This window comes from Thermincola ferriacetica (assembly GCF_001263415.1).
Classification (GTDB): Bacteria; Bacillota; Thermincolia; order Thermincolales; family Thermincolaceae; genus Thermincola; species Thermincola ferriacetica.
On the sequence record NZ_LGTE01000001.1, the window covers coordinates 194,437 to 217,664 of the forward strand.

Genomic DNA, 23,228 nt, shown 5'->3' on the forward strand with positions numbered 1-23,228 from the left:
TTTGTCAAAATATAAGACTGTAACAGTTATATCCTTTATGGTATTGATGGTAATGGCGATTATGGTAATCGGAGCCCCTTTATTTACCGCCAAGGATCCTACCGCGGTTGAACTGACAAAAACATTGAAACCGCCCGGACAGGGCAACTGGCTGGGGACCGATGAAATGGGCCGGGATATCTGGACCCGCCTGTTATACGGGGGGAGGGTGTCCCTGCTGGTGGGGGTGGCTTCTGTCGCTGTTTCCACTGTTCTCGGGGTTACGTACGGCGCCGTAAGCGGTTATGTTGGAGAATGGATTGACCGGGTGTTAATGAGGATTATTGATGCCCTGTTATGTTTACCCAGCATGTTGATTATGCTGGTAATCCAGTCTATGACCAAGCCATCCCTGACAAATGTGGTACTGGTAATCGGTTTTACCACCTGGATGCAGATGTCGAGATTGGTCAGGACAGAAGTATTGTCCCTGAAAGAAAGGGAATTTGTCCTGGCTGCCAAAGCCGCCGGTACCCCGGTTTGGAAAATTATCCTCCGCCACTTGGTACCCCATTGTTCGCCAACCATTATAGTTATGGCCACAGTGGGAGTGGGACATGCTATTCTTTCCGAAGCATCGCTCAGTTTCCTGGGCCTTGGTATCCCGCCCCATCAGCCTTCCTGGGGGAATATGCTTATCGGGGGGCAAAACCAGATCCTGGCCGGGGCCTGGTGGATTCCGGTTTTTCCAGGAGCGATGATAATATGCACGGTACTGGCTATCACCTTTGCCAGTGACGGGCTGCAGCACATGCTGTTGCCGATGAATGTAAAGGAAGGTGTCAATAAATGGCCAAAAATGTTAAAGAAGGCGGCTTGATAAAGGAAAGTCAAAATATCACGCCGATTTTAGAGGTAAATGGCCTGAGCACAAGTTTTTTAACGGCGATCGGAGAAATAAAAGCTGTCAGAGATGTTAGTTTTTCTCTCTATAAGGGAGAGGTTTTGGCTGTTGTCGGTGAAAGCGGCTGCGGCAAGAGCGTTACGGCCAGGTCTGTTTTACGGTTAATCGAACCCCCGGGATACATCAAAAGCGGGCAGGTTTTATTGAACGGGGTGAATTTGCTTAACCTGTCGGAAAATGAAATGCGCAGGATAAGGGGCGCTGAAATCAGCATGGTTTTTCAAGACCCTATGACTTCCTTTGACCCGGTATATACTGTAGGACAGCAGTTTACCGAAGCGCTGCTGGCACATAAGAGAATTTCCCGTTATGAAGCAAAACAGAAGGCTTTGCATATGTTATCCGCGGTAAGTCTGCGTGAGCCGGAACGGGTGTTTAAGTCATACCCCTTCCAGTTAAGTGGTGGCATGCGTCAACGGGTGATGATTGCCATTGCCTTGGCCATGGATCCCCAGGTTCTTATCGCCGATGAACCGACAACAGCGCTGGATGTTACAGTACAGTCCGGTATTTTGACTGAATTGCGGCGGTTAAACAAAGAAACCGGGTGTGCCATTATATTGATTACCCATGACCTAGGGGTTGTTGCCGAGTTGGCTGACCGGGTAGCGGTCATGTATGCCGGCCGGATTGTGGAGACTGGCAGTGTATATGACATTTTTGACCATGCCCAACACCCGTATACCAGGGCTTTACTGGCTTCAATCAACCCAGCGAAGGAGGACGGCTGGCTCATAACAATTCCCAGCCAGCCGCCCGACATGGCCGGTTTACCGCCGGGCTGTTCTTTTGCCGGGCGCTGCCCGGAAGCATCCGGCCTGTGTGTGCATAGTGAACCTAAACTATATCCGGAGACTTCGGAACACAGGGTTTCCTGTTGGCATACGCAAAGTGAAGAGAGGAAGATAGCCGGTGCTTGAATTACGTGACGTATACAAATACTATTCAGTGGGCAGAGGCTGGGTTTTTGGGCGGGAAAAGGTCAAAGCCGTGGACGGGGTTTCCCTCGCTGTAGCAAGTGGTGAAACACTGGGACTGGTGGGAGAAAGCGGCTGCGGCAAAAGTACCCTGGGTAGGGTGGCGCTATTGCTGGAACGGCCGGATTCAGGCCGGGTTTTCTTCGACGGCAGGGAACTGACCCGGTTATCTGGCAGGCAACTGCGCATGCACAGAAAAAATATGCAAATAGTATTGCAGGATTCTTTGTCATCATTTAATACCAGGTTTACCGTGGAAGAGATAGTCAGCGAACCTTTGCTTAATTATGAAAAATTAAACAAAGAAACTGCTCGGGAGAGAGTAAAAGAAGTTTTGCGAGCTGTCGAACTGGATGAAACTTTCCTGGACCGTTACCCCGGTGAATTAAGCGGCGGACAGCGGCAGCGGGTCGGCATCGCCAGGGCGCTGGTCCTAAATCCGCGCCTGATTATACTTGATGAGCCATTATCTTCTCTGGACGTGTCAGTACAGGCGCAAATTCTGAACCTGCTGAAGAAGCTGAAACTTAGTTATGGGCTGGCGTATCTTTTTATTTCTCATGACTTGAGGGCGGTGGAGTTTTTATCAGACCGGATAGCGGTAATGTACAGGGGCCGGGTGGTTGAGATTCTGCCCAAAAGAAGCATCAATATGCCAGTGCATCCGTATTCAAGGTTGTTGCTATCATCCGTTCCTGTTAAACATCCCCGTTTTAGAACCAACCAAAACATTTATGAGACGAACAAAGGTGAAGATGAAAACTCCCGGTTTCCGACTGACTGGCAGGATCCGGGTTGCACTTTCAGGTTTCGTTGTCCGCATGTTATTGAAAAGTGCAGTGATGAAAAACCTGAGTTGTTGCATATTAACGGGGAACAACAAGTTGCTTGTTTTAATATTTCCGTGGGAAGGAGGGTGGGCAATGGAGCTGACTGAGGCCAAGCGTTACATTGCCGAACAGTGGAATCACTGGTCCGTTTCTTATGATGAACAGTATGCCCATGGGGTAAAGAGCCATGCTGAAGTTGAGGCGTGGAAAAAGGTGCTGGCCACGGCGATAGGCACCACGCCGTGCCGGATTCTCGATGTGGGAACAGGCACCGGGTTTCTGGCCTTGCTTTTGGCCGAAATGGGGCATAACTGCACCGGTCTGGATATTTCGGCTAAAATGCTCGAACAGGCGAAAAAGAAAGGGTCAAACTTGAAAAACCGGCCGGTATTTGATTTCGGTGATGCCGAGGCGCTGCCTTTGCCTGATAACTGTATGGATGTAGTGGCAAATCGGCATTTACTGTGGACTTTGCCCGACCCCCAAAAAGCGCTTACAGAATGGTTAAGGGTGCTCAAACCTGGCGGTAAGCTGGTTGTCATTAACGGGGTATGGGGAAGTATAGGGCTGCCGGCAAAGGCAAGGAGACTGATAGGCAATATCATGATTATGCTTGCTGAGCGTCGTAACCCGTGGAAGGATGGTTATTCCAACGAAATAAAAGAGCAGTTGCCACTTTACGGCGATGTGCCGCCGGAAGAAATTATCAGGCTAATGCGGGAAGCAGGTGTCGAAGATGTGCAAATAGTTGATATGAGCAACGTTGAAAGGGCAGAAAATGCGGCTATGCCGCAGAGGTACAGAATAGCATATAGCCATAAGCGTTATTTGATAGTGGGCAAGAAAAAATAACCGAAACAATGGGACTATGGAGGAGGCGAAGGGGATTTCCGGCCTATTCGCCTATGACCTGGAGGAATTAGTGAAGGTTAACAATTGGCCATTTAAGACAATTTTGAATATAGAAGAAAACAAAAATTAGATTGATAAAGATTAGGACCATGAAGGTTTTAGTTCGGCTCACAGAAGTTGGGTTTGCCTGCAAGGTCCTTTTTGTAAAGACGGGAGGTGATTAAAATGTGTAATGCGGATTCCCTGACCATCGGCACTGTGCTGGTATCCCATGAACTTATGTGCTTGGTGCAGTATCACGGTCATCTCTGCCCGGAATTGGCTATCGGCTACCGGGTCAGTAAAATTGCCATGGCAGAACTGGGCATTACCAGGGAAAACTCGCTGAATTTTATTGCCGGGGCGGCTAATTCTACCAGCGCCGTTGACGCTATCCAGTACATGACCGGCTGTACCATTGGTAAACAGAGTTTTTTTATTGAAGATACTGGAAAACACGTATATTTCTTTGCCGGGAAACCACTGCATCCGGTGGACGGCAGGGGTTTAATAATCAAAATGAAGACTCCCGTTTATAACCCCCAGTTGCTAAACTATGAAATGACCAAAGATGTGGAAGCGCAATTGCAGGACCCGGCTAAACTACTACAGTACAGAGCGGCCATTGACGTGGCGATAAGAAAGATTCTAAATTGGCCTGATAAAAGGCTTTTTGATGTTTTTTATGCTAACTTAAACGGGGGAATATTGAAGCCGACGAAAAAATGGTATAATTAATGTTATGGGCATCGATGGAGCCCCGCAGGTTATGTAAAAGTTGACGGCTTTGAAAAGAAATGGTTTAGAAAATTCTAAAAAATTTTTAATCAAGAAGGAATTTGTAGAATTAAATAGAATAGGTATAAAAGGAATAAGGTATCAAGAAGATACCGTGTGATATTTAAAGTGACCGGTTACGACAAGACAGGCTCAATAGTCAGGATTTCAGGCCATGAAGGTCTTGCCCGAAACAGCGGGCAGATTTTCATGGTTTTTGTTTTGAAGGGGGGAATGTTTAAGGTGGAAAGGAGCTGACTTTTATGACAAAAGGAAAAGAGTATTTCGATAATATTGCGGTGTCCTGGGATGAAAAATTTAAGCCGGATGTGAATAAAATTGAGAAAATCCTAGATATAGCTAATATTCCTGATGGTTCTACTGTCCTCGATGTGGGAACAGGCACCGGAGTATTGGTTCCATTTCTGAATGTGGCTGGATGCCGGATAGATGCCGTCGATATTTCTGAAAAAATGCTTGAGGTTGCCCGGGCCAAATTTCCCGGTATGGCTAACTTTATTGTTGCCGACATGCAAAGTGCGGACCTACAAAAGAAATATGATGTTGTGATATGCCATAATGTCTATCCACATTTTAGCGATAAAGAACTTACCCTGAGGAATATATTTAAACATTTATTGACCGGCGGCAGGCTTTTAATTGCCCATTCCGCCAGCAGGAAGGAAGTTAACAGCCGTCACCAAGCTAACCGGGAGGTAAAGGATGATGTTTTGCCTCCTGTAACAGAACTTGCCGGGTTGGCGGAAAGATCCGGATATAAAACCATTTATACCGAAGACGCAGAAGTTTATGTTTATATGGGAGGCAAGGAGTAAAAAACGTTTAGAAACCAATAGTTGAAAGGAGCGGGTTTAAATGTGCAGAGAATTAACCCCATGGGAAAAGTGTGTGGAATTTCACGGGCATATCTGCCCCGGACTGGCGTTGGGTTTTAAGGCGGCGGTCATAGCTCTTAACGAACTTGGTGTTGCCAGGGCTGCCGATGAGGAATTGGTAACAATTGTGGAAAACGATGCCTGCGGCGTTGATGCTATCCAGGTTTTAACGGGCTGCACCATCGGCAAAGGGAACCTGATCTACCGGGATTATGGCAAACAGGTTTATACCTTTGGCAACAGGAAAACCGGCGAGGCGGTGCGGGTTTCTGTGAAACCCGATGTCATGGGACGCGACCCCGAGCACCGGAAATTGATGGACCTGGTCATGAAAGGCGAAGCAACTGATGAGGAATGTGACTGTTTTAAGGAAAAGCACCTGGAGAGGTCGCAAAAAATCCTGGAATTATCTGCTGAGGAGTTCTGCAAGGTGGAGAAGGTTAAACTCGACTTTCCCAAGAAAGCGCGCATATTTGACACAATCATTTGTGCTGAGTGTGGTGAAGGAGCCATGGAACCCCGCGTGCGGGTCAAAGACGGCAAGATGGTATGCCTGGAATGTGCGGGAGAAGAATACAGCAGAGGTTGGTAAAGGAGGTTTATCAGTTGTCAGCATGCGGATTATTTGTAAGGAAAAAATTATTTTTGCCGGTTTTGTTTGTTCTGATAACCGGTCTTATCTTTACCGGTTGCGGCAAAACAGCATCAACTGAAAAAGCGCAGACGGAAGGCATGCAAAGTGTCAGTTCACAGGACAAAATACCTGTTTACACTGTAGCTGACCCTACCGGAGACTGGGGCTATCCCACGCCTTACAGCCATTACCAGCGGGGTCCTGGGTATGTCAGGATGAGTTTTATCTTTGATACCCTTGTATGGAAAGACGAGAAGGGTTATATACCGGCCCTGGCTAAAAAATGGGAATATATCGAAGGAGAAAATGCCTATTACTTTGAGCTCAATGAAAAGGCGAAGTGGCATGACGGACAGAAATTCACCGCCAGGGATGTTGCTTTCACCTTTGATTATACCAGGGAACACCCTTATAACTGGGTTGACACTACCAAGATAGCCAGGGTTGAAATCATTGACGACTACAAGGTGAAGGTGTACCTCAAAGAAAAATATGCTCCTTTTTTAAATAATGTGGCCGGAACGCTGCCTATATTGCCGGAGCATATCTGGAAACAGGTCGAAAAACCTGAAGAGTTTCAGGGACCCGAGGCGGTAATAGGTACCGGACCTTTTAAACTGGCGGATTACAACAAAGAACAGGGGACTTACCTGTACGAGGCCAACCGTGACTATTATTTGGGCAGTCCGCGAGTGGAAAAACTTAAATTTGTTAAAGTCAGTAATGAAATGGCGGCGGCCGCTTTGGAGCGGGGGGAGGTTAATTTTGCTCAGATTCCGCCTGACCTGAAAGATGAGGTTGTCAGCAAAGGATTTTCGGTAATAAAAATAAAATATGACTGGGCCCTGAAACTGTTATTCAACCACCGAAAGGAACCTTTTTCGGCCAGGGAATTCCGGCAGGCCTTGGCTTATGCCATTGACCGTGAACAACTAGTAAAAACAACCAAGAGAGGGTATGCCCTGGCGGGTAAACCGGGACTCCTTTCCCCTGATTCGGAATGGTACAACCCCAATGTAAACAAATACGATTATAACCCGGAAAAAGTGAAGGAGCTTTTAAGTGGGCTTGGATATGAACTGAAAAACGGCTATTTCGTCAAAAACGGGCAGGAGTTGACCGTTGAGCTGCTGATCAGCCCCGACTACGAAAGAGACGGGCAGTTTATCAAACAGCAGTTGGAAAAAGTGGGAATCAAGGTTAATCTGAAAAGTCTGGAAGCCAAAACTCTTGACTCCATGGTGCAGGACTGGAAATTCGATATGGCCCTGTCCGGGCACGGAGGACTGAGGGGCGACGCCGAGATTTTAAACAAGGTGACCATAGGCAAAGGGGTTACCAGTATAAGATATACCGGCAGCAAGATTTTAACCGGTCTGCTGAAGGAACAGGTGGCGACGATGAATCCCGACCAACGCAAGGCAAAAGTGGAAAAAATCCAGGAGCTTTATGCGGAGGAAATGCCTGGTCTAACCCTGTATTATCCGGACTGGTATTATGGCCACGACGGAAAAATCAGGCTGTTTAACACAAAGAAAGGAATCGGTTTTGGAGTGCCCCTGCCGTTAAATAAATGGGCTTTTGTGCGCCGGTAGCGGCCGGGTGCAGGTAACGGTCGGACAGTAAAACCCGGAGGGGAAAATGTTTAAGTTAAAAGATGTGGTCAACTATTTGGTTGCTTTTTTCATCATTCTGTCGTTAAATTTCCTTCTTCCCCGGTTGATGCCGGGAGACCCTTTAACAGCTATTTACGGAGAGGAGGCCATGATTCAGATGACCCCGGAGTTGAAGGCGCGGCTGGTCGAGCGGTTTTCCCTCGACCGGCCCCTCGCGGGGCAATTTGGAGCATATTTGTTGTCGCTGTTGAAAGGAGACTTAGGCTATTCCTATTTTTATAATGCTCCGGTAACCAAAGTTATATTGGGAGCCCTTCCCTGGACTTTCCTTTTGGTAGGAACAGCAATAAGCATTTCGACAATTATCGGTACCCTGTTGGGGATAGAATCGGGCTGGCGGCGCGGCCAAAAGATTGACCGGGCCTTGCTTGCCGGAACCATGTTTTTGGACGGTTTACCCGATTTTTTTCTCGGGATGGTTTTTTTGATTCTGTTCGGGGTGGTTTGGGAAGTTTTCCCCCTTAATGGGGCCATGACTCCCTATGCCGGTTATGAGGGGATAACTCTTGTAGTTGATGTATTAAAACACCTTGTATTGCCTGCCCTTTCACTGACTCTGGTAAACCTGACCGGTTCTTATCTCCTGGCCAGAAACAGTATGGTAACCACCCTTGGTGAGGCTTTTATCCTTACCGCCAGGGCCAAAGGCTTAAATGATCAGGTGGTAAGATACCGGCATGCCGGAAGAAATTCCCTGCTGCCGGTAATTACCCATACGGGTATGCAGGTCGGCAGGATGCTGACCGGGGCTCTGTTTATCGAAACGGTTTTTTCCTACCCTGGGCTGGGGCTCTTGATTCAAAAAGCCCTGCAGACCAGGGATTATCCCCTTTTGCAGGGAGTTTTCCTTGTGGTAACAGTTTTTGTTTTAACAGCCAATTTTTCTGTTGATATGTTATATAAAAATATTGACCCGAGGTTAAAATCATGCACATTAAATACTGGCAGGAGATTAAATCCAACAACCTAGGCCGCCTTGGTCTGATTTTATTGACGCTGATAGTTGGCGCTGCTGTTTTTGCGCCTGTACTTGCTTCTTTTAATCCTACAGAACAGACAACGGCTTCTTTCCGGCCTCCTTCCAGGGAACACTGGCTGGGCACCAATGATGTCGGGCAGGACATTTTTGCGGGGCTGTTATATGGCGCTCGAACTTCCCTGCTGGTAGCCGTTACCGTAGCTTTTTTCTCTACGGCCATAAGTAGTGTTGTCGGGGCGACGGCGGGGTTTCTGGGCGGGTTTTACGAAAAAGTGGCAATGCGGGTGGTAGATGCCCTGCTGGTAATTCCCCCAATGCTAGTGGTTATCATAATAGCCGCTTATATCCAGCCAAGCTTGTGGTGCCTGATACTGTTGCTATCATTGCTTACCTGGCCCGGCGGCGCCAGGATTATCAGGTCCCAGACCCTGGTTTTAAAAGAAAAAGCCCATGTCCGGGCTGCCCGAACTTTTGGAGCCGGGCCGTTGTATATATTAAGACGCCATATTATTCCTGACCTCGGCCCTATACTTGTGGCCAACCTGGTTCAGGGAGCGCGGCGGGCCGTTTTTATGGAGGCAGGACTTTCCTTTTTGGGCGTCACGGACCCAACGACCGTAAGTTGGGGGAAAATGCTGTATCATGCATTAAAATACGTTTATCTTGATGTGTGGCAGTGGTGGCTTATACCGGTAGGGTTATCCCTGTCGGCGACTGTTATGGCTTTTACATTTATCGGTTATGCCCTGGAAGAGGCCATGGACCCGAGGTTGAGGAGGGGAAGGTATGCTTGAAATCAGAAATTTATCGGTAAGTTTTGGCCAGACCAGGGTTTTGAACAACATCAACCTGACCCTGACCAGGGGTGAATGCCTTGCCCTGATAGGGGAATCAGGCACAGGAAAAACCACTTTGGGCCGCAGCATTATCGGTCTCGGCGATGGGGAATGTACCGGTGAAATACTTTACCGGGGCCGTAACCTGCTTGGGTTGACTGAGAGGGAAATGTCTGAAATCAGATGGAATCAGATTGCCATGGTCTTTCAAAACGTAGAAAATGCCCTGAACCCTTTGTACACTATACTTGATCAGGTTATGGAGCCCATGGTGGAACACGGTTTGTATACCAGGCCGGAAGCAAAAATAAGAGCCGGGGAGTTATTAAAAAAGGTCGGGATTTCCCCTGACTTTCATTTCTTCTACCCGCACCAGTTAAGCGGTGGACAGAAGCAACGGGCGCTTATTGCCATGGCTCTGGCTAATGACCCGGAGCTGCTGATCATGGATGAGCCCACTTCTGCGCTGGACCCCATTACGAAGGCAGAGATTATTAAATTGTTGCAGCAAATTGGCCGGCAGCACACGATGCTGGTGATTACCCATGATTTTTCCACGGCAGCCACACTGGCCCAAAAAACTGCTGTTTTATATGGGGGCAGAATAGTGGAACTGGGTCCTACGGGCCTAATCCTGTCCAGCCCTAAACACCCGTATACCAGAGGACTGTTGCGTGCCTATCCGAATATGACCACTACCAAGGACTTGCAGGGTATTCCCGGCCGGCTTTCGCGGCCGAACAGGGGTTGCCCCTTTGCGCCGCGGTGCACCCAGAGTATGCCCGCATGCAGTCAGACATGCCCTGAGTTAATAGAAAACGGCGGGCGTATGGTGGCCTGTCATTTGGGGGGAATAGTTCCGCTGCTGGAAGTAAAAAATGTAGGTAAGTCTTTTGGCCGTCTGCGCGCAGTGGAAAAAATAAATTTTACCCTGTATGAGGGGGAAACGGTAGCCCTTGTTGGCGAAAGCGGATCGGGAAAAACGACGTTGGCCCGGATTATAACAGGCAGCAGTGAACCGTCAGAGGGGCTAATTTTTTTAAACGGCCGGCCGGTTGAGCGCCGCGGTAAAGATTTTTACCGGCAGGTACAAATGATTTACCAGAACCCCGCCGAATCCATAAGTCACCGGCAAACGGTCCTGGAAGCTGTGAGTGAACCGTTGGAGATACATGAAGTAGGTGACCGAATGGAGCGCAGGGAAAAGGTAAAACGCGTGCTGGAAGAAGTGGAGTTACCCGCTACGGAGGAGTTCCTGCTGACCTACCCGCACCACTTAAGCGGCGGCGAAGCTCAGCGGGTGGCTATTGCCAGGGCATTGATACTGGCTCCCAAATTACTCATAGCCGATGAGCCGACTTCGGCCCTGGATCCCAGTGTCCAGGCCAAGATACTGAAACTGCTCCTTAATCTCCAGGAAAAAAAGGGGCTAAGTTTGCTGTTTATTACCCATGATATTGCCCTGGCCCGGAAGGTGAGCGACCGGATTATTGTTCTCAGGGAGGGCAGGGTCGTGGAAGAAGGGCCTTCCCACCGTGTCACTTCTATGCCCAAACACCCGTATACCAGGAGCCTGTTGGCAGCCGCTCCCTCATTGGATGTTAAGGGAATGGTTTGCTTTGCAGTATAATGTTGAGAATTGTTCAACCGCATAGGTATTTTGTTTTGCGGGACCAGAGTAAGAAAAAAGAAGAGGAGAACCTCTTCTTACTGCAGGGTCATATTTCTTAATTCCGACAGTATCTGTTCGCCGTCTTTGATATGCTCCTGCAAATGATTGATCCGGTTCTGGTCACCGGTTTTTTGCAGTTCCTGCAGTTCCAACCTGTGGGCATCAAGGGAACCCAGAAGGTCATTATAAAGATTTATGGCTTCATCAAAATTTAGACCGCCTTGATTTTTCAACTGGTCGAATCGGTGTTTGATACTGGAGCAGCTCATAGTTTAACCTCCTTAAGATTGGTTTAGTTTACTTTTACTATAGCTTTTGCAAAAATAACAGGCTTATACCCGGAAATTTACCGGCGGCCTGCTCCGGCAATGAAAATGTGACTGGGGAGGTAATCATGCCATACGGAAACGAATTTGAGAAAAACAAAATGGTTGATTTCTGGGCGGAAGCCTGGGAACAGGCCGGGAATATCCGCTCAAAACAAAAGCAACCTGCCAAAGACCTGCAAAGAACGGTGGCAATGTGGAATAACCGGGCCGGCAGTTTTGCCAAAAACAGGGCCCTTGCTCCTGCATCCAATATGCTGGAGATAATTAAAGAAAGAGCCGAAAAAGAAGGGGTTTTCAATATTGCTTTCTTGCAGGAAAAGTTATGGCCAAAACTGTTTCAGGAAGCCTGGTCGGATCTCTCCATGGATATCATTTTTCCTTTTAACCTGGTCTATGCCATGGGATATTTTCCTTCACTAAAGTTTATTAACGCCAAATGGGTCAATGAAGAATCTGTGGAGGAAACGACCGGGAAACTAAGGGACTGGTTTGCCGGTTACACCGACATTACACCTGCAGTACTGGAAAGCTTACATGAATTTGTTGTAAATGAGTCTGTTAACGGTCTGGTGAAGGAAGAAGTGGAAACCAATATCGGTATGATGGTTTGGCAGGTACGAAGATAACTTTATTAGAAACCATTATAAACCCGAATTTTTTGTCGGACTTAAGTAAGCATAGAATTTTTTTGAGTTTTTATTTTGGGCATTTGACAAAAACCAGAAAAAGGAGTAATATAATAATGGGCATATGCCCTAAACAAATATGCTCGGATTAAGAAAGGGGGTATCAGTATGCCGGGTTTTGACGGTACAGGGCCGCTTGGTCAAGGTCCGGGAACAGGTGGCGGTTTCGGTTACTGCTCCTCGTCGGTGGGACAGGGTAACTATTCTGCTAGTTATGGCACCCTGTGCGGAGTAGGCCGGGGAGGAACTCCTTACGGCGGGGGACGCGGCCGTTGCTTTGGCGGAAGCCGGAGGTTCGGCGGTAAGCGGCTGCCGTCTGTATGGCGTAACCATGTTTCCGCACCGGTAAATGAAAAAGAATTTTTACAGGGTAGAATTAAGGCATTACAAGCTGAAATTGAAACTATTAATAAGAAGATTTCTGAACTAAATCAGGCAGAAGAAAATAAGTGATTATAATCATTTGTAGCATACACCGGGTAACAAGGTGGAGTATTTCGGAATGTGGGGGGAGATTTTAGTATGGCGGCTATTGTTGATGAAGAAAAATGTACGGGTTGTGCTTCGTGTGTGGAGGTATGTCCGGTAGGAGCGATTAGTGTGAATAGTGTGGCTCATGTTGACACAAATACATGTGTAGACTGTGGAACATGTGTTGATGAATGTCCCCACGGAGCAATTTCTATAGAGTAATCTGCTTAGTATAAAAACTTGTCAAGTGTTATTGCCTTCCGTAAATGATACGGAGGGCATTTTGGTTTAACTAGTTTAACTATTTGCCTAATTTTTGTAAGGGGGAAAAGATGTGGAAACTGAAATACTTGTGGTTGGCGGTAACGTAGCGGGGAGAGGGTTTGTGTCTTCAATATTAAAAATAAATCCGCAAACCCAAATTACATTGGTTCGCAGAGAAAACAAGGCGTTGGTTCCTTGCGGAATTCCGTATATCTTTGGAACTTTAAAGTTGCCGGATAATAATGCCGTTTCCGATGAAAGCATGGTGGAAAAGGGAGTTAACATATTAGTTGACGAAGTAACAGCAATTGATAAAGAGCGAAAATTAGCCGTAACAGCAAGTGGGGAAAAAATTATTTATAATAAACTTGTTCTGGCCACGGGTTCTTTACCGGTTGTTCCGGGAATTGGGGAAGGTGGTAATTTTAACAATATTTATTTTATTTTTAAGGATTTGGATTACCTTACCCTACTTAAGAATTATTTAAAAGAAAAGAAGAAGGTTGTAATTGTCGGCGGCGGGTTCATTGGTGTTGAGTTGGCGGAAGAGCTTTCAAAATTGATCGATGGCAGCATAACCATAGTGGAATGCGGTCCCACATGTCTTTGGCAGTCGTTTGACCTCGAGTTTGCACAAATGGTAGAAAAAATACTCTGCGAAATAGGTATTAAAATCTACAAATTGGAAACTGTCAAGAAATTCATTGGCCATAAAGGAAATGTAAAACAAATTGAGTTGACCGGTGGAGGCAAATTGGACGTTGATGCTGTGATTTTTGCTGCAGGAGTTTACCCCAATACAACATTGGGAAAGGCGATAGGTTTGCCTCTTGATAAATTCGGCGCCATTAAGGTGGACAAATATATGAGAGCAGATAAAGACATTTATGCTATCGGCGATTGTGCCTCAAAACAGGATTACTTTACAGGGGAGCCTGTTTCTGTAATGTTGGGGTCAATTGCTGCCACGGAAGCGAAAATTGCCGCTCATAACCTTTATAATTTGACCGGAATGTTTAGAAATGGGACATTAAGTATTGTTTTAACAAGTCTGAATGGAATTTCTTTCGGTTCGGTGGGGTTAACTGAGGGAAATGCCAGGGTGCGAGGATTTAACACAAAAATAGGATCAGTACAGGTTTATGATAGGCATCCCGCTTGCTTACCGGGGGCTGTAAAGCAAATAGTCAAGTTGGTCTTTGACAAGGAAACCGGGGTTATTTTAGGAGGGCAGGCCTGTGGCGGTCAATCGGTCGGTGAGTTGGTAAATATAATTGGTTTAGCTGTGCAAACCCGTATGACGGCATCACAAATTCTTGCTCTGCAAATGGGGACGCACCCTTTAATGACCCCGGGTCCAACAATGTATACTATCACCAATGCGGCAGAAAATTCATTGGTTAAATAAACTGGAGATATTATACGGCAGTGTGAAGAGGCCAATGTCAGAGTATTAGATAAGGTTCCCTTTGACAGGGAAGTAAATAAGTCACTTGCTGAAGGGATACCGGTAGTAAATTTCCCATAATATTGCGAGAATAGCTATCAGGGGGATTTGGGGCGAATTACAGATTTTTGATGATTTTAACTGTCTGGGATAAAATATAGTATTTTCTTCCGGGCAATTTTTTTTGTATAATAAGACTTGTATAATATAGAGCAAAGAAGCTCTATAGACGGGGGTTATAAAAGTGCCTAGACCAAGAAAATGGCGGAGAGTCGAATTTGTTCCCGGCGAGATATGTTTTGTTCCTGCTGGTAGGCCCAGGTGTGGTCTGGAGGAGGAGATCCTGAAGGTCGAAGAGATTGAGGCCATAAGGCTGAAAGATATTTTGAATCTCAATCAGGATGAGTGCGCTGCAAAGATGCAGATATCCCGCCAGACTTTTCAACGAATTTTGAGCGATGCCCGTACGAAAATAGCCACCGCCCTTATTCACGGGAAAGCTTTAAGGGTACAGGGCGGGGATTTTACCAGGAACATTTGTAGGGTTACGTGCCGGAATTGTGGAAAACAATGGGAAGAAAGTTACGAAAATTATCAAAAGGTTTTGGATAACGAGTGTCAGTGTCCATACTGTGGTTCCAAAGAAATCTTTTGTTGTAAGCGCAACAATGGGTTTTGCGTTAAAGGATGTCGGAAGTGGCGGGAAATGGAAAGGTAGCGTGGTGATTGGATGATTGAGATATCAATACCGGGTTACAGGAGTCTTATATTAGAAAATCTTGTCCTGGATTTCAACGGTACCCTTGCATTTGACGGTAAGCTTGCAAATACCACCGGAAAAATTATTAATGAACTGGCCGGAGTACTCAAAGTCTATATCTTAACGGCAGATACCTTTGGTACTGTTGCTTTGGAGTGTGCCGGTATCCAGGCGGAGGTTGTGATTATAGACCAGGAAAACGGCGGCTCGGATAAAGCGGCCTTTGTTGAAAAGATCGGTGCTTCCCGGACCGTTGCTGTCGGAAACGGGGTGAACGATGTCGCCATGCTGAGCAGGGCCGCTCTGGGTATTGCTGTTCTTGGGCCGGAGGGTTGTGCCGGCCAGGCTTTGGCACAGGCGGATATAGCAGTTAAAAATATAGATGAAGGATTAAGTTTGCTCTTGAATCCTAAAAGAATAACAGCAACTTTGCGTAAATAGACGGTGTCGGACTTATCGCAGAGAAGCCGTAATTTTATAAAAATCCGCCCCCGAAAACCTACCCCCTTGTGGGGTAGGATGAAGGGGGCCTTTTAAATCGCTTAAGTTAAACATATAAATCAAACCTTTGTTCTTGTGGTAAAATAAGGGTATGGAAAGAAAAATTAACCATTGCGTAGAGCAGGGGTTATTACATCGGTACTGCTGGCAATGTCAGCACTGAAACTATTCGTAAATATATCGGAGCCCCAAAGGTCTACATCGGCGACCCGCAGGGCGTAAGGAAACAGGAATGCGGCCGGCACCACAACCAACGGATGAGCCAGTGGAGCTTCGGCCGGCTGCGGGATCTTCTGGAATATAAGCTCAAGCGGCATGGCATCACCCTGGAGAAAATCGAAGAACGGGGCACCTCCGGCACATGCCCGATATGCAACAAGTATACGAAGCAAACTGGCCGGATTTACCGGTGCGGCAACAGGGAATGCGGTTTCAGCGGAGCGCACCGTGACGTAATAGGTGCTACGGGCATACTGGACTTAGCAGTAAACGGCCAGTTCACCCCGGGTCGTAGGTTGCCGGAGATGGTGTCTTACTCGCGGCCTGTGGTGTTAGTTCCGATGCGGAGCCATAAAAAGAAAGCCGCATAAAGACGTATCTACGCTGAGTAGTAGACGCCCATGGACCGGGCCATCCAGCGTCTGGGGTTAACTTGGGCGCCAGGATGTAGCGCATTGAGGGGGAGTAAGACCTGCCTTCAGACAGGCGTCTCCCGATGAGGTGCTAAGGACTGTCCGGGCGGACCCGGCTGCTTTTAAGAAGCCGCCGGGCTTGTCCCGGCGGAGGTTCACTCTAAATATTCTGGACAATGCGGACAATTTCATGCTATTATATCATCAAACAGAATATTATGGAATAAGTGGTCCTTCTTGAAAGGACATAATAGGGAAGCCGGTGCAAATCCGGCGCGGTCCCGCCACTGTAAGAGGAAATCACTTTGCAATATGCCACTGGGTTTAACCTGGGAAGGCGTAAAGTGGTGATGATCTCGAGCCAGGAAACCTGCTTATTCTGAACTCGCCGTAAGTACCCACGATGGATGGGAAGGGAGAGACTCAGGCTTTTTTGCCCTCTGCATCGTCGTGCGGAGGGCATGTTGTTTTTAAAAAGAAATATACAGGAATAGGTGTTTTACTCCGAGGGGTAAAACTTAAATGATTACGACCGTGTTGATTGCTTTAGACCGTGGAATGAATGTAAATTCAGACAGATTTACTTACATTCATGATGACCCGGCCTTAAAGCAGACGGCCTATTCTAATACACCGCAGGCTGTAGGGAGGTGATTAGATTAGGCCGTTTTTATTATCACTTCCCTGGTCTGGATAGACCGGGGATTTTTTAAATTGTTCTTGAAATTTAGGGAAAGGGGCTGGGAAGAATGGGAAAATATAAGTTAAAATTACGCCCGATTGCTCTGTGGGTAGCTATCTGTTTTCTTTTAAGCAATGTGATTACTATGAGCGTAATAAACCAGGCGGCAGCCGCGGAACAAACGGCTCTCTATTCGGCCGGTGAGATGGCCGGTAAGGCCGTAAAATTCATTAACCACAAATATAAATCCGGAGAAAGAATTGACGGGTATACCGCCTATGTGCTGACTTTGGCCGGGGAGGACCTGGCAGGTGAAAAGTGGACCAATAACGGCAAGACATTAAAAAGTGAAATAGAAAACCTGGCCGACCAGTTGGGGGACAGCAACAGTTTAATTTCATACATTATAGCCACTCAGAATACCGACGGCAGTTTTGGTCCTTATGCCAACGAGTACGGTACCAAAGTGCCCTTACAGGCTTTGGCAATGGTTAAAAATGACCTTACGGTCGGTACAGATGTCTATGGTCAGGTGCATGAGGCAATTGCCAAAGCCGTCAATTATTACAAGAACAAATACCGGAACGGAAATATGGCCTATAATGTTAACGGTTGGGATTTTGATTACCGGTGCGTGGAAGCGCTGGTCGCAGCCGGTGAGGACATTTCCACCGGTGAGTGGGTGTATAACGGGACCTCGCTTAAGGATGTCATAATAACGTCTGCCAACGCCGCTGCAGATAATGCTGCCGATTTGGATGCTGTACGCCTGGCCAAAGAACTTATCGCTTTAAACGCTGTTGATCCCTATTCGGTACATATTGATACCCTGGCTGCTGCCATTAGAAGTAAAGCATCAACTGTTGCTGACCAAGTTTACTTTGGCAACAATATTTATGACCATGTAACTGTCTTGACGGCCCTGGGGAAGACCGGTAAACTTGCCGGAATTGACCAGGCCAAAGCCCTTGAGTACCTTAATAATTTCAAACATGCTCACAGCAATAGTTGGGGCAGCCCGGCCGGGACGGCCTGGGGCGGATTTTCTCCCGAGGAAGCCGACCTGACGGCGCAGGTTATCACCGCCCTCATCTATTTTGACGGGGCTGACACGCCGGATAGTCCTGTTTACAGTGCCATTCAGGACGGCTTGACCTATCTTATGGACATCCAGGATGCCGATACGGCAGCCATACCCTCCCAGTGGGACAATACCTTTTCCACCGCCGAGACTTTAATTGCCTTAAAATCTCTTGGAAAAACGTACAATGACTATGCCGGTAATGATTCCCTTTGGATTAAAAAGTCCCGGACCAAAACCATCGCCCAGTGTTTACTGGCCGTAAATATGTGGAAAGATTCAGCCCGCCGGGACCGGCTGGCCAACCTCCTGATTAACAGGCAAAGGGCGGAAGAACCCGGTAAAGGTTCCTTTGATAACAGCGTTTACAGCGATATGTGGGCCTATATCGCCCTGGGCGAAGCGGGTAAGATCAACAGCGGAAGTTTTCATACCGAAAATGCCAAAGCATATATTTTATCCAAACAGAGCGTGGAGCAAGATGTTTACGGATCCTGGGGAGAGAAGTTCGGGGATACATACTATCCTGATGTTTTGTCCACCGCCCAGGCCATCCGGGCGCTCACTTACCTGCCTGACGCCGCGGTGGATGCCGGGATTCAGGCGGCTGTTGACAGGGGTGTTGCTTATCTGAAAGGGCTCCAGCAAGACGATGGCGGTGTTTACGTGTCGCCATGGGATGACCCTGCCGTGGATAACTCTGAACTTATTATAACCCTGCGCCAGCTCGGTAAAGACCCTGAAAGTACGGAGTGGACCAGGAACGTTGACGGCAAAAGGGTTAATCCGGTCGCATATCTGATGACGAAAACCATGAACGAAGACGGCAGTTTTGGGACATCGAGAAATGTTTTTGGAGCTGCCGAGGCCCTTTATGCATATGTTCTCCAGAGTGCTGCCGGTACAGAGGCCAGTGGCAGCAATAACAACAGCGCCAACAACAACAGCAGCAGTAGCAATAGCAATAGCAATCCGTCTGTTCCGTCTTCTCCAAATGAATACAGTGTCAGTATTGCGGTGGTTGGTAAAAACGGTGAACGTCTCTATGGCCCAGGCAGTGTCACGGTGAGCAAAAACGGCGAGTGGGGCCTGACGGCTCTGGGCGCTCTTCATGCCACCGGACTCAGCTATACAGAGGACAAGGGTTTTGTCAAAAGTATTGCCGGTCAGGCCAACAGCGGAGTGAACGGGTGGATGTACAGTGTCAATAATTCAGTACCCAGCGTGCTGGCCTGCGATAAAACCGTCAATGAAGGTGATCGTATCATCTGGTGGTACAGTACTGAGATGAACTCCAACGGTCCTTCCTGGGATAGCCTGTTTAAGAGTTCAACAACAGGACAGCCCCAGAATACTTCATTTGCAACACAGATTTCCGGTGAAGTTGGGACAGCGCTGGATAAACTGGCTGAAACGCTGGGGCTAAAAGGGGATACCGGAGAGTTAGGGCCCCTGAGTGAATCAGCCAAAGCCGTAGTTGTGGTGAACAGCGACAAACCCATAAGCCTGGCCGAAATAATTGCCCTGAAAAAGAGACTGGCGCAAAATACGGTGGAACTGTCCAAGAAAGCAGAGGCCAATCAAGGAACTACCATAACCGATACATTAGGCGAGGTGGGGATGAGTGTTCCGGCCAAAGCGCTTGACCGTGATACGGAAATAACTGTTAAAGAGATTACCATACCAGGCGCTGGCGGAATCAACGGTGCAGAGGCGCGTACTCCCGCAGGTTACCGGCCGGTATCGTCTGTTTATCAATTCGGACCCGATGGGACCAGTTTTAAGGTTCCGGCGACATTGGTTCTGAAAGTGGCAATCCCGCGCCTTACCAAACCGGAGAACCTGGCCCTGGCCTGGTACGACAAGGTTAACGGCGCATGGGTCGCTATCCCCGCGGTAGTGGATGCGGCAAACGGGCTGGTTGTGGCGAAAATTCGCCATTTTTCCGATTATGCCGTATTTGCCAAAGAGACAAAAAGGTCTTTTGCCGATGTAACTTCCACTTCTTATGACTGGGCGCGCCACAGTATTGAAACACTGGCGGGGGCCGGGATAGTCAATGGAGTTGATAAAGTCCGTTTTGCGCCGGCCCGCCCAATTACCAGGGCAGAATTGGTCAGCCTGCTGGTCAAAGCGCTGGCTCTGCCGAAAAAAACGGAGGATAAAGCGGTCTTTAACGATGTACCGGCCGGCGCCTGGTATGCTCAGGACATAGCCGCGGCTGTCCGGGCCGGGCTGATTAAGGGATTTGGCGACGGTACCTGCCGTCCGGACCGTCCTGTTACGCGCGAGGAACTGGCTGCCATTTTAGCGCAGGCGCTTAACCTGCAGACTTCTGGGAAGGAGTTACATTTCAACGACCAACGGGATATTTCGTCCTGGGCCAAAACAGGTGTGGCTGCTGCGGCGGCGCACGGCCTGGTAAAAGGTTTCCCCAACGGGGCATTCAGGCCTGCTGCTCCGGCGAGCAGGGCGGAATGCGCGGTAATGATTTATCGTATGCTTGAATCGGTGTAGGGGTTATGTGAATGCGGAAAATCTCGTTTACTCCTGGGTAAACGAGAGTAGAGAGCAGAATCAACTTCTCAGGAGGGGTAGACGGTGAAAAGTAGAGGGCTTTATTTACTGGGAATCCTGGTTATTTTACTGGGGTTGTTGGGGCCGATTGTTTATTCCGGTAGGCTTACCGGGCGGCAGGGGCCGTCAGATCCTGGGCAAGCTTTATCCGGCGGTATTAAAGACGGCAGCGCTTCATGTGATGCCGGCGGTGCCCGCAACGCCAGGATTATGCCCTATGATACCGGTTCGGGCGTTGTTAATGTTGATTCCGGTGATGTAAATGTTGGTTCCGGCGTTAAAAAAGCCGGGACAAAAAATACTGCCGGTTCGGCTGCGGAAAAAGGGCAGGTAACTGGCGCCGACTTGTCGGGCAAATTAACTATAAAGAAAGTACCGGAGAGTAATCCGCCGAAAAACGAGGCAGGCGTTCAACTATGGGTGACGGAGGATTTCGGCCGCCGTTCAATGTATGCGGAAACGGTCGGTTTCCGCCCCGGGGATGCGGTGCTGGACATCTTAAACCAAAATCTGAACATAGAAACAGCCAATGGGGGAACTTTTGTTAAATCCATCAACGGTGTGGCTTCCGGCTATACAGGTAAATCGGGCGGCAAGCGCACGAAAAAGGACTGGTTTTATTGGGTGAACGGGGTTATGGCTTCTGTCGGCGCCGACCAGTATATCCCTGGCCCGGGAGATGTCATCTGGTGGGATTACCATGATTGGAGCGGGACCATGTTTATTCCGGCAGTGATTGGGGCATACCCGGAGCCGTTTCTGCGCGGTTACAGCGGGAAAAACAAGGGGGCAGTAATCTTCTATGCCGACGGTTATGAAGACCAGGCGCAAAAAATAAAACGCGGACTGGAAAAATTTAGGGTAACGCCGGTAAGCGTGGCGCCTTTTAATGGGGAAGGAATCTCAAAAAGAAACGGACCGGCTATGGTGGTGGGTCCCTGGACTGTTCTAAAGCAGAGCGAAATACTGAACGGAATGAACGAAAGGGGTATAAAAAGCGGCCTATATGTTAATTTTTCAGATGATCGGTTTAACCTGCTGACACCTTCCGGTCAAATTGCCGGAGCCTGCGGGAAGGGCAGCGGCGCAATTGTGGCGGTTGGTGTAGGTAGCGGAGACGCAGGCGTGTTATGGTTGGTAACAGGGGTTGACCGCCAGGGTCTGGAAAATGCCGTGACTGTTTTGAGTGAACGCCCACAGGAAATAAAGTATTGCTTTGGCGCCGCCGTTGATTCGGGGAAGGTAATTCCTTTACCCATACAATAAAATCCAAAGGAGGTCAAAGGGTATGAAAAAGAAGTGGTTCTGTATGGCGCTGGTCTTGATTCTGCTGGCCGGCATTTTGTCTCCCATGGCAGCATATGCTGAGCCTGCTGCAGATAAAGGCCCAATTAAAACGGCAATGGATAAGGCCGCTGATTGGTTATGGCAAAAAGAGAAAAAAGAGGGCGGCCTATTGCCATGGAGTTATATTGCTTTGGCTGCGGCGGGGAGGGATTTGGGGAATACATCCGTGGGCCTGGCATGTGAAAAATTGTTTGCGAATCTTAAAGCAGGAGAGACAAACGATTACAGTACCCTTGTTTTAACCCTGTTTGCCGCAGGCCAGGACCCTTATAACTACAAAGGGCAAAACTTGGTGCAGAAACTCCGGGATGCCCGGCTCCCGAGCGGCAAGTATGCCGATAATGTGATTAACGGGGGAGAAGACCTGGTTAATGCCCATATATGGGCTGTCTTGGCTTTACACACGGCCGGCGCGAGCAGTAAAGAACAAGCAAAAGCGCTGCAGTGGCTGGTTAATCAACAACATGCCGACGGGTCTTTTTATTGGGATGCAGCCGACAGGGATACTGCCGATGTGGATTCAACCGGCATGGCTCTAATGGCTCTGGGCGCGCTGGGCGAAAAAAAGGACAGCCCGGTGATGCAAAAAGCCGTGGCTTACTTGAGAAGTGCGCAAAAAGATAGCGGCGGGTTCAATTCCTGGGGTACGGAAAACCCTGAGTCATGTAGCGTGGTTATCCAGGGATTGACTGCAGTCGGAGTTGACCCCACCGGACAGGAATGGTTGAAGTCCGGCGGAAACCCGGTAACCGCCCTCTTGAGTTTTCAACTGCCTGATGGTTCTTTTAGTCATCTAAAAGGCGGCGTCGCCAGTGAAATGGCTACCCAGCAGGCTTTAATGGCATTGGCAGACGTTTATTATGGGGATACCTTGTTTAACAGGCTCCGCTCACAGCCTTCCGCTGCCTTGCCGGAGCGGACCGTACGCTTTGAAGCCGGCAAAAAACAATATGTTGTTACTATTGGCGGGCAGCCGCAGAAGCATGAAACCGATGCCGCGCCTTTTACTCAAAACGGCCGCATTTATGTACCGGTGCGCTATCTGGCTTATGCCCTGGGGATACCTGAGAGTGGGGTTAACTGGGACAGTAAGTCCCGTACTATTACATTATCACTGAACGGCGCCTGCGTTAGGCTGGCCGTTGGCAGCCTTCTAATTTACACAAACAATGCCCCGCGTCAGATGGATGTGGCGCCGGTGCTGCGCCATGGCCGTACTTACCTTCCTGCCCGCTATGTAGCGGAGTCCTTTGGGTTCCGGGTAGACTGGGACCAGGCAGCCCAGGCCGTAATCATAACAAAATAAGTAAGGTATTTACGATTAAAATTTTAGCAGAGGT

General features: G+C 48.3%; 23 protein-coding genes and 1 riboswitch. Of the genes, 22 read left to right on the plus strand and 1 reads right to left on the minus strand.

Translation table 11 applies throughout. The features are described from left to right. The first annotated feature begins 1 nt into the window (after position 1). From Tfer_RS00935 to Tfer_RS00985, 11 genes are all read left to right on the plus strand, one after another. Entirely contained in the window at positions 2-859 is an 858-nt protein-coding gene (locus Tfer_RS00935; protein ID WP_052216478.1) for an ABC transporter permease, read from the plus strand. Then, complete coding sequence (locus tag Tfer_RS00940) at positions 829-1,863, plus strand: ABC transporter ATP-binding protein (RefSeq protein WP_052216479.1); 1,035 nt, start codon at positions 829-831, stop codon at positions 1,861-1,863. The genes Tfer_RS00935 and Tfer_RS00940 overlap by 31 nt, the downstream gene beginning before the upstream one ends. Continuing rightward, a complete protein-coding gene (locus Tfer_RS00945) occupies positions 1,856-2,857 on the plus strand; it encodes an oligopeptide/dipeptide ABC transporter ATP-binding protein (RefSeq protein WP_052216480.1) in 1,002 nt (333 codons plus the stop codon). Before Tfer_RS00940 ends, Tfer_RS00945 begins: the two co-directional genes overlap by 8 nt. After that, entirely contained in the window at positions 2,844-3,602 is a 759-nt protein-coding gene (locus Tfer_RS00950) for a class I SAM-dependent methyltransferase (protein WP_052216481.1), read from the plus strand. The genes Tfer_RS00945 and Tfer_RS00950 overlap by 14 nt, the downstream gene beginning before the upstream one ends. 225 nt (positions 3,603-3,827) lie before the next feature. Then, positions 3,828-4,379, plus strand: coding sequence for a formylmethanofuran dehydrogenase subunit E family protein (locus tag Tfer_RS00955; protein ID WP_052216482.1), 552 nt, complete (start codon positions 3,828-3,830; stop codon positions 4,377-4,379). A 302-nt stretch (positions 4,380-4,681) separates the two neighbouring features. Then, positions 4,682-5,254, plus strand: coding sequence for a class I SAM-dependent methyltransferase (locus Tfer_RS00960; protein WP_052216483.1), 573 nt, complete (start codon positions 4,682-4,684; stop codon positions 5,252-5,254). A gap of 40 nt (positions 5,255-5,294) precedes the next feature. Then, on the plus strand, positions 5,295-5,906 hold the full coding sequence (locus tag Tfer_RS00965) for an FmdE family protein (protein ID WP_052216484.1): 612 nt from the start codon (positions 5,295-5,297) through the stop codon (positions 5,904-5,906). A gap of 14 nt (positions 5,907-5,920) precedes the next feature. Then, complete coding sequence (locus tag Tfer_RS00970; RefSeq protein ID WP_052216485.1) at positions 5,921-7,543, plus strand: ABC transporter substrate-binding protein; 1,623 nt, start codon at positions 5,921-5,923, stop codon at positions 7,541-7,543. Between the two features lie 46 nt (positions 7,544-7,589). Then, on the plus strand, positions 7,590-8,594 hold the full coding sequence (locus tag Tfer_RS00975) for an ABC transporter permease (RefSeq protein WP_052216486.1): 1,005 nt from the start codon (positions 7,590-7,592) through the stop codon (positions 8,592-8,594). Continuing rightward, entirely contained in the window at positions 8,552-9,397 is an 846-nt protein-coding gene (locus tag Tfer_RS00980; protein WP_052216487.1) for an ABC transporter permease, read from the plus strand. The genes Tfer_RS00975 and Tfer_RS00980 overlap by 43 nt, the downstream gene beginning before the upstream one ends. Then, positions 9,390-11,069 carry an ABC transporter ATP-binding protein gene (locus Tfer_RS00985; RefSeq protein ID WP_052216488.1) on the plus strand — a complete coding sequence of 560 codons (1,680 nt, stop codon included), beginning with the start codon at positions 9,390-9,392 and terminating at the stop codon, positions 11,067-11,069. The genes Tfer_RS00980 and Tfer_RS00985 overlap by 8 nt, the downstream gene beginning before the upstream one ends. Positions 11,070-11,146: 77 nt before the next feature. Here the strand turns inward: Tfer_RS00985 and Tfer_RS00990 are convergent, their stop codons facing one another. After that, positions 11,147-11,380, minus strand: a complete 234-nt coding sequence (locus Tfer_RS00990; RefSeq protein ID WP_052216489.1) for a hypothetical protein — start codon at positions 11,378-11,380, stop codon at positions 11,147-11,149. Between the two features lie 125 nt (positions 11,381-11,505). Between Tfer_RS00990 and Tfer_RS00995 the strand changes: the two genes are divergently transcribed. The 11 genes from Tfer_RS00995 (at position 11,506) to Tfer_RS01035 (ending at position 23,194) form a co-directional block, all read left to right on the plus strand. Next, positions 11,506-12,066 (plus strand): hypothetical protein, encoded by a 561-nt coding sequence (locus tag Tfer_RS00995; RefSeq protein ID WP_052216490.1) that lies wholly within the window; start codon positions 11,506-11,508, stop codon positions 12,064-12,066. A gap of 168 nt (positions 12,067-12,234) precedes the next feature. Then, positions 12,235-12,579 carry a DUF5320 domain-containing protein gene (locus Tfer_RS01000; RefSeq protein WP_052216491.1) on the plus strand — a complete coding sequence of 115 codons (345 nt, stop codon included), beginning with the start codon at positions 12,235-12,237 and terminating at the stop codon, positions 12,577-12,579. 69 nt (positions 12,580-12,648) lie between these two features. Then, positions 12,649-12,819 (plus strand): 4Fe-4S binding protein, encoded by a 171-nt coding sequence (locus Tfer_RS15775; protein ID WP_083436693.1) that lies wholly within the window; start codon positions 12,649-12,651, stop codon positions 12,817-12,819. A gap of 112 nt (positions 12,820-12,931) precedes the next feature. Continuing rightward, positions 12,932-14,269 (plus strand): FAD-dependent oxidoreductase, encoded by a 1,338-nt coding sequence (locus Tfer_RS01005; protein ID WP_052216492.1) that lies wholly within the window; start codon positions 12,932-12,934, stop codon positions 14,267-14,269. 283 nt (positions 14,270-14,552) lie between these two features. Then, complete coding sequence (locus tag Tfer_RS01010; RefSeq protein ID WP_013120130.1) at positions 14,553-15,026, plus strand: DUF134 domain-containing protein; 474 nt, start codon at positions 14,553-14,555, stop codon at positions 15,024-15,026. Positions 15,027-15,038: 12 nt separating this feature from the next. Further along, positions 15,039-15,509 (plus strand): HAD family hydrolase, encoded by a 471-nt coding sequence (locus tag Tfer_RS01015; protein WP_052216493.1) that lies wholly within the window; start codon positions 15,039-15,041, stop codon positions 15,507-15,509. 260 nt (positions 15,510-15,769) lie between these two features. Continuing rightward, on the plus strand, positions 15,770-16,159 hold the full coding sequence (locus Tfer_RS15780; protein ID WP_242843532.1) for a zinc ribbon domain-containing protein: 390 nt from the start codon (positions 15,770-15,772) through the stop codon (positions 16,157-16,159). Positions 16,160-16,409: 250 nt separating this feature from the next. Continuing rightward, positions 16,410-16,593, plus strand: a riboswitch (cobalamin riboswitch). Positions 16,594-16,723: 130 nt separating this feature from the next. After that, entirely contained in the window at positions 16,724-16,855 is a 132-nt protein-coding gene (locus Tfer_RS17040; protein ID WP_282432030.1) for a hypothetical protein, read from the plus strand. Positions 16,856-16,950: 95 nt separating this feature from the next. Next, positions 16,951-20,481: an S-layer homology domain-containing protein gene (locus Tfer_RS01025; protein ID WP_052216495.1), complete on the plus strand. Its 3,531-nt coding sequence runs from the start codon at positions 16,951-16,953 to the stop codon at positions 20,479-20,481. A gap of 84 nt (positions 20,482-20,565) precedes the next feature. Then, complete coding sequence (locus Tfer_RS01030; RefSeq protein WP_052216496.1) at positions 20,566-21,807, plus strand: DUF4430 domain-containing protein; 1,242 nt, start codon at positions 20,566-20,568, stop codon at positions 21,805-21,807. Positions 21,808-21,829: 22 nt separating this feature from the next. Continuing rightward, entirely contained in the window at positions 21,830-23,194 is a 1,365-nt protein-coding gene (locus tag Tfer_RS01035) for a stalk domain-containing protein (protein WP_052216497.1), read from the plus strand. Positions 23,195-23,228 lie beyond the last annotated feature (34 nt).

What these genes read in the sequence shown, in the direction of transcription:
- Tfer_RS00940 (WP_052216479.1), top strand. Translation starts at nt 829, where the DNA reads ATGGCCAAAAATGTTAAAGAAGGCGGCTTGATAAAGGAAAGTCAAAAT.
- Tfer_RS00950 (WP_052216481.1), top strand. Translation starts at nt 2,844, where the DNA reads ATGGAGCTGACTGAGGCCAAGCGTTACATTGCCGAACAGTGGAATCAC.
- Tfer_RS00955 (WP_052216482.1), top strand. Translation starts at nt 3,828, where the DNA reads ATGTGTAATGCGGATTCCCTGACCATCGGCACTGTGCTGGTATCCCAT.
- Tfer_RS00960 (WP_052216483.1), top strand. Translation starts at nt 4,682, where the DNA reads ATGACAAAAGGAAAAGAGTATTTCGATAATATTGCGGTGTCCTGGGAT.
- Tfer_RS00965 (WP_052216484.1), top strand. Translation starts at nt 5,295, where the DNA reads ATGTGCAGAGAATTAACCCCATGGGAAAAGTGTGTGGAATTTCACGGG.
- Tfer_RS00975 (WP_052216486.1), top strand. Translation starts at nt 7,590, where the DNA reads ATGTTTAAGTTAAAAGATGTGGTCAACTATTTGGTTGCTTTTTTCATC.
- Tfer_RS00980 (WP_052216487.1), top strand. Translation starts at nt 8,552, where the DNA reads ATGCACATTAAATACTGGCAGGAGATTAAATCCAACAACCTAGGCCGC.
- Tfer_RS00985 (WP_052216488.1), top strand. Translation starts at nt 9,390, where the DNA reads ATGCTTGAAATCAGAAATTTATCGGTAAGTTTTGGCCAGACCAGGGTT.
- Tfer_RS00990 (WP_052216489.1), bottom strand. Translation starts at nt 11,380, where the DNA reads ATGAGCTGCTCCAGTATCAAACACCGATTCGACCAGTTGAAAAATCAA.
- Tfer_RS00995 (WP_052216490.1), top strand. Translation starts at nt 11,506, where the DNA reads ATGCCATACGGAAACGAATTTGAGAAAAACAAAATGGTTGATTTCTGG.
- Tfer_RS01000 (WP_052216491.1), top strand. Translation starts at nt 12,235, where the DNA reads ATGCCGGGTTTTGACGGTACAGGGCCGCTTGGTCAAGGTCCGGGAACA.
- Tfer_RS15775 (WP_083436693.1), top strand. Translation starts at nt 12,649, where the DNA reads ATGGCGGCTATTGTTGATGAAGAAAAATGTACGGGTTGTGCTTCGTGT.
- Tfer_RS01015 (WP_052216493.1), top strand. Translation starts at nt 15,039, where the DNA reads ATGATTGAGATATCAATACCGGGTTACAGGAGTCTTATATTAGAAAAT.
- Tfer_RS17040 (WP_282432030.1), top strand. Translation starts at nt 16,724, where the DNA reads ATGATTACGACCGTGTTGATTGCTTTAGACCGTGGAATGAATGTAAAT.
- Tfer_RS01025 (WP_052216495.1), top strand. Translation starts at nt 16,951, where the DNA reads ATGGGAAAATATAAGTTAAAATTACGCCCGATTGCTCTGTGGGTAGCT.
- Tfer_RS01035 (WP_052216497.1), top strand. Translation starts at nt 21,830, where the DNA reads ATGAAAAAGAAGTGGTTCTGTATGGCGCTGGTCTTGATTCTGCTGGCC.